The 5,572-nt window shown below is 70.8% G+C and carries 6 protein-coding genes and 1 riboswitch; of the genes, 2 read left to right on the forward strand and 4 right to left on the reverse strand.

The window, feature by feature from the left end:
• Positions 1 to 642 (reverse strand): ABC transporter ATP-binding protein (locus GX015_RS03360; protein ID WP_291342793.1); only part of this gene is annotated, 642 nt, incomplete at its 3' end.
• Positions 643 to 657: 15 nt separating this feature from the next.
• Positions 658 to 1,293 (reverse strand): ECF transporter S component, encoded by a 636-nt coding sequence (locus GX015_RS03365; RefSeq protein WP_291342794.1) that lies wholly within the window; start codon positions 1,291 to 1,293, stop codon positions 658 to 660.
• Positions 1,294 to 1,423: riboswitch (TPP riboswitch) on the reverse strand. It abuts the gene before it with no gap.
• A gap of 47 nt (positions 1,424 to 1,470) precedes the next feature.
• Here GX015_RS03365 and GX015_RS03370 point away from each other — a divergent pair.
• Together GX015_RS03370 and GX015_RS03375 are read left to right on the forward strand one after the other, a co-directional pair.
• Entirely contained in the window at positions 1,471 to 3,405 is a 1,935-nt protein-coding gene (locus GX015_RS03370) for a hypothetical protein (RefSeq protein ID WP_291342796.1), read from the forward strand.
• Positions 3,406 to 3,464: 59 nt separating this feature from the next.
• Positions 3,465 to 3,683 (forward strand): hypothetical protein, encoded by a 219-nt coding sequence (locus tag GX015_RS03375; RefSeq protein WP_291342798.1) that lies wholly within the window; start codon positions 3,465 to 3,467, stop codon positions 3,681 to 3,683.
• Positions 3,684 to 3,917: 234 nt separating this feature from the next.
• Here GX015_RS03375 and GX015_RS03380 read toward each other — a convergent pair whose 3' ends face one another.
• The gene (locus GX015_RS03380; protein ID WP_291342799.1) at positions 3,918 to 5,249 is read right to left on the reverse strand and encodes an alpha-amylase family protein; all 1,332 of its coding nucleotides are present in this window, start codon (positions 5,247 to 5,249) and stop codon (positions 3,918 to 3,920) included.
• Between the two features lie 17 nt (positions 5,250 to 5,266).
• Positions 5,267 to 5,572: hypothetical protein (locus GX015_RS03385; RefSeq protein WP_291342801.1), on the reverse strand; the 306-nt coding region annotated here is incomplete at its 5' end.

A 5,572-nucleotide genomic window follows, 5' to 3' on the forward strand; every position in this document is an offset into this window, starting at 1 on the left:
CGCGTCGAGCACCACGATGCGGTCGACGTGGTCGACCCACGCCTCCACCCGGTGCTCGACGACGATGAGCGTGGCGCCGGTGGCGTCGGCCGCGCGGATCGCGGCGTCGCGAAGCAAGGGCACGCCCTCGGGGTCGATGTTGGCGGTCGGTTCGTCCAGGCAGATCACCCGCGCACCCATGGCCAGCACGCCGGCCAGCGCCAGACGCTGCTTCTGGCCGCCCGACAATTTCGATGTCGGATGATCCAGCGGCACGTCGAGCCCCACCAGGTCGAGGGCGCGGCGGACGCGCTCCCAGATCTCCTCGCGGGGCACGCCCAGGTTCTCCGCGCCGAATGCGACGTCGTCGCCGACGCGTGCGGAAATCACCTGGCTGTCGGGATCCTGCAGGACCAGGCCGACGACGCCGCGCACCTCCGCGGGATTCTCGCCGCCGACGAGCAGCGACCCGGAATCCTCGCCGTCCTCGTCATCGCCGAGCACCCCGGCGATCGCGCCGAGCAGCGTCGACTTGCCGGCGCCCGACGGCCCGAGCAGGAGGATCTTCTCGCCCTCCTCGATGTGGAGGTCGACGTCGGAAAGCGCGGCCCTGCGGCGGCCCGCATGCCGCCACCCGAAACCGCTCGCGGAGATGAAAGCCATGGAGGCCCGGCGCCGCTAGATCTCGCCGCGGCGTTCGCGGCCCGCGGCGAAACGATCCAGCGCGCCCGTGCCCGCCAGCGCGCGCACCAGCGCCCAGCCGAGCAGGCCGGCCAGCACCGCGCCGGAGATGAGCAGGCAGGTCAGGTAGACCGAGTTGAACTGCCAGGTGCGCGCCAGGTTGCCGGACGTGAACAGCTCGAGGATGAACGCGCCCGCACCCGCGGCGGCGCCGGCGAGCATGGCCACCGGCGCGGTGAAGCGGCGGTAGGCGAACAGCAGGAAGATCAGCTCCGCTCCCGCGCCCTGGGCCAGGCCCGAGTACAGGGTGGAAATGCCCCACTGGTTGCCGATGACGGCCGACACGGTGGCGGCGATGACCTCCACGAACAGGGCCGCGCCCGGCTTGCGGATGACCAGCCCGCCGATGATGCCGCCCAGCAGCCACGGCCCGACGACCAGACCGCCCAGGCCCGGCGTCAGCGCGTCGGCCGCCGTGAACCACGCGCCGCCGACGATGTTCCACACCACGAAGATCAGGCCGACCGCCACGCCCAGCACGGCCGCGGTGACGATGTCGATGACCCGCCACGACTTCTTCTTGGCCTCGCGGTTCTTCGCCGAATTCGTCGAATCGATGTGGTTTTCGGACATGTGGGTGCCTCCGTCGCTTCCTTCGCCGGCATTATCCGGACAGGTTCCTACGGTCGAGGGCGGCGTACCGCGCCCTCCTCTCAGCCCCACGTCGTCGATCAGACCGGCCGGGGCTCCCGTGCGCATTTCGACCGAATGGTACCCCACCACATGGACGGCCCCTAAAGTTGGGGAATCATGGACACCGAACACGCGGACCAGACCCTCGCCGGGGCCGGCGCCCACGAGGCGACCGGGGCTTCCGGGGAAGCCGACGCACCCGAGACCACCGACGCGCCCGAGGCACCCGAGCCCCGCATCACGCGCAAGACGTGGTTGCTGCTCGTCGGCGGGATCGTCGCGATCCAGGCGCTCGGCCGTGCGTGGGTGCTGTCGGGCCGCACGTTCTACTGGGACGACTTCATCATCGTCGGCTCGGCGGCCGACGCGGACTGGTGGACGACGGACTACTTCCTCCAGCCGCATGACGGGCACCTGGCGCCGCTGGCGTTCATGCTCCAGGCGGTGGCCAATCAGATCGCCCCGTGGCAATGGTGGTTGCCCGCGGTCCTCATGCTGCTGGGGCAGCTGGCCGTGACCGTGGTCGTCGCCCGCGCGCTGCGCTACATCGCGGGCCGTTCGTGGCAGGCGCTGGCGGCGCTGGCGCTGGTGGCGTGGACGCCGCTGACGCTGCCGGGATCCACGTGGTGGTCGGCCGCCGCCAACGCCCTGCCCATGCAGCTCGCGCTGGCCGGCATCACCGCCCTGGCCATCCGGGTGAGCCTGCGACAGGAACGCCCCGTGTCCCTCCGTGCGGTCGTTGCGGCCACGGTGGGTCTGATCGTCGCGCTCGGGTTCTTCGAGAAGGCCCTCGCCGTGGCACCGGTGGCGCTGGCCATCACCATCGCCGTGGCGTACATGGAACGGCGCTCCATCGCCGAGACGCTGCTGCGCGCCCGCTCACTGTGGCTGACGCTCGGCCTGGTCACCGGCGCATGGGCGCTGTTCTACTCGCTGACCGCGCTGGCCGACGCCGGCGAGGCGTCGTCGGAGCCGCGCGCCGAACTCTTCTTCAACGGCCTCGGCCAGGTGCTCGCCGGGCTCACCGGCGGCCCGTGGTTCTGGGACCGGTGGGCGCCGGGCCAGCCCTGGGCCGACGCCCCCTCCGGCCTGGTCAGCGTCGGCGCCGTGCTGGTGCTGCTGACCATGGCGGTGACCATCGGCCGCGACTACCGCGCGTGGCTGCCGTGGCTCATCGCCGTCGGGTACCTGTCGGTGACGCTGCTGTCGGTGACGCTCATGCGCTCGGGCGACCACACCTCCGACGTGCTGGCCCGCACGCTGCACTACTACGGCGATTCGGCGATCGTGATCGGCTTCGCCCTGGCCGCCTCCTGGTCGGATCGCGTCCGCCCGCTGCCGGCCCGCTCGCGCTTCGGGGTGCTGGCCCTGGCCGGCGTGCTGCTGGCGTCCGCGGCCATCTCGGTGGTCGGCTACCGCAACGCATGGGCCGACGACGGCACCGCGGAGTGGATCGCCACCGCCCGAGACTCGCTCGCGCAGGCGGCGGCCGAGGGCGATTCGGCGCCGGTGATCCTCGACCAGCCGGTGCCCTACGAGGTCCTGCTGCCGGTGGCGTACCCGAAGAACATGTACTCGCAGGTCTTCCGGGATCTGCCGGCCCGCCCGACGTTCGGCGACGTCACGGACGAGCCCCGCATGTTCGATGATTCCGGCGCCCTGGTCCCGGCGAACGTCGCGGAGATCACGCGGATCACGCAGGGCGACGTCGAGTCGTGCGGCACGCAGATCGTCGTCGGCCCGGATGGCACGGCCACCACGGAGATCCCGCTGCGGGACATCGCCAAGCTGGGCGACTGGGTGCTGGAGCTCAACGCCATCTCCTCGGAGCCGGCGCAGCTTCGACTGAGCCTGCCCAACCCGTTCGAGACCCCGGAGCAGACGGTCGCCGGTTCCACGCTCGTCGACGTCGATTCGGACCTGCGCACCCGCTGGGTGTCCGTCTCCGGCGGCGGCAACACTCTGCGCATCGACGTCACGGGAGCTCCCGAGGGCACCTCCGTCTGCGTCGGTTCGGGGGCGATGGGGCCACTGGTTCCCGCGCGCGGCTGAGAATCAACTACGATGACGGTGAGAATTTCATTCGTGAAGCCGTTTTAAGGAGTCCATTCATGCGCAACCGCCTCGTCGGTGCCGTCGCCGCCACCGCCATCGCCGCAGCCGCCCTGGTCGCCTGCTCGCCCCCGAACGAGAACCCGTCGGACGTCAAGGTCACCGACCAGGAGAACCCGACCCACACGTTCGAGAACGGTGGCTCGTCCTCCGCTGCGACGACCTCGGAGAACGCCGATGGCACCGCCGGCACCAACCAGGAGCCGGCCGCCCAGTAAACGGCTTCCGCCTTCCCGCTCCCGATGACCGGGTCCGCGGGCGGGCCCGGCACGCGCCACGTGCTTCATCGGCCTTGCGACGCGCACGTCCCCGACGCTTCGGTGTCAGGGGACGTGCGCGCTGTCGGTTTCGGCAAGGGCCGCATCTCCCGGGGCCATGCCGGCCGGGCAATTCAGATTGGTGCAATCCGGTCAGGCCGGCCCGGTCAGGGCACGTCAATCAGGGCATGCCGATCAGGGGCGCGGGTAGCGGAACTCCACGTTCTCTCCGTCGCGGATCTCCGCCGATGGCTTGCCGGTGACCTCCAATTCGACGGTGAGCGAGTGCCCGTCGCCGGTGGCCTCGTAGGTCAGGCGCTCGTTGGCGATGGACGTGACCTTCACCCGCGCCCGGTGCAGCCACGGGTGACGGCGGCGCAGCGCGATGAGCTGGTGGTGGGCGTTGTGCACCCACGCGCCGAGGGTGGACAGCTCTTCCGGATCGTCGGGGAAGACGGGGCGGACCTGATCGTCGCCGCCGAAGCGCTCCTCCTTCACGCCGGCGTAGCCCTGTTCGTCGCCGTAGTAGATCAACGGGACGCCGCCGACGGTCATCAGCACCACCAGCGCCAGAACCGCCTTGTCCTGGCCGACCTGGGAGGCGATGCGGGTGACGTCGTGGTTGCCCACGAAGGTCACGGGCACGAAGGAGTCCAGGAACGTGTCGTGGCGGCCCAGCGTCCATTCGAGCTCGTAGAAATTCTGCTCCTTCAACGACGACCAGATGGCCTTCCACAGTTCGTACTCGGTGACCGAATCCATGGTCGACCGGCCCACGATGTCGACGTAGTCGCCGTGGATGACCTCGCCGTAGATGAACGCGTGCGGGAAGTCCGCCCGCACGTTGGCCAGCACGCCGGACCAGAAGTCCGGGTCGACGGCGTAGGCCGCGTCCAGCCGCCAGCCGTCGACGCCGCGGTCGAGCCAATGGCGCATGACCTTCTCCACGAACGCGGCCGTCTCCGGCGCGCGGTGGTCGAACTCCACCAGATCCAGGTGCCCCTCGAAACAGGGGGCGGACGGCTCCTCGCCGGAACGGTCGACGTCGAAAAGCTTCGCGGCCTCCGAATCCGGGTCCGCGAGAGCCTCGCGGAACATCGGCGCACTCGAGGACAGGTGGTTGAACACGCCGTCGAGCAGGACCTTGATGCCCCGCTCGTGGGCGGCGGCGATCAAGCGGTCGAAGGCGGCGTCATCGCCCAGGCGGCGATCGATGCGGAAGTAATCGAGCGTGTCGTAGCCATGCGTGGCGGACTCGAAGACCGGTCCGAGCTGCAGGACGTTGAGCCCCAGCTCCTGCACGTAGTCGAGCCACCGGACGAGGTGATCCAGGCGCGTGGCGCCCGGCGCAGCTTCGACGGCCGCCTCGGACTCGTCTCCGTGGACGGGGGCTCCGGTGAACCCCAGAGGGTAGACGTGCCAGCCGATCGCGTGCTCGACCCAGTCGGGCGCGGTGCGGCCGGAGTTGCCGGGAGTGCCGGGGTTGCCGGGGGTGCCGGCGGAGGATCCGGTGGAGGTGTCGTTCATGCCCTCCACCTTTACCATCACTCCTTGCCGTCGATGGCGGCTTGACTGGCTTGACCTGCCGCTTCCGGTGAAATGCGCGGCCCGCGGCGGGTGCCGTCGAAGGTGCCGGCGTCGGCGGCGGCCTCGATGACGCGGGCGCGGTCGGCCTCGGTGTAGTCGGAGGCGTCGTGGAACTCGCGGCGGTCGCGCCAGACGCCGGCCTTCGACTCCGGCACGCCCAGGCCCGGGGTCGCCGGCCACGGCGGGATCGACCCGGCGGCGGCCATCGTGCCCTTCTGCTCGGGGCGGCGCGGCGGGGCGGGCAGGCCGGGGGCGAGCGCGTC

This window comes from Corynebacterium sp. (genome assembly GCF_012837295.1).
Taxonomy (GTDB): Bacteria; Actinomycetota; Actinomycetes; order Mycobacteriales; family Mycobacteriaceae; genus Corynebacterium.

Excerpts from the sequence above, each read along its gene's own strand:
- GX015_RS03375 (WP_291342798.1), top strand. The coding sequence starts at position 3,465 with ATGCGCAACCGCCTCGTCGGTGCCGTCGCCGCCACCGCCATCGCCGCA.
- GX015_RS03370 (WP_291342796.1), top strand. The coding sequence starts at position 1,471 with ATGGACACCGAACACGCGGACCAGACCCTCGCCGGGGCCGGCGCCCAC.
- GX015_RS03380 (WP_291342799.1), bottom strand. The coding sequence starts at position 5,249 with ATGAACGACACCTCCACCGGATCCTCCGCCGGCACCCCCGGCAACCCC.
- GX015_RS03365 (WP_291342794.1), bottom strand. The coding sequence starts at position 1,293 with ATGTCCGAAAACCACATCGATTCGACGAATTCGGCGAAGAACCGCGAG.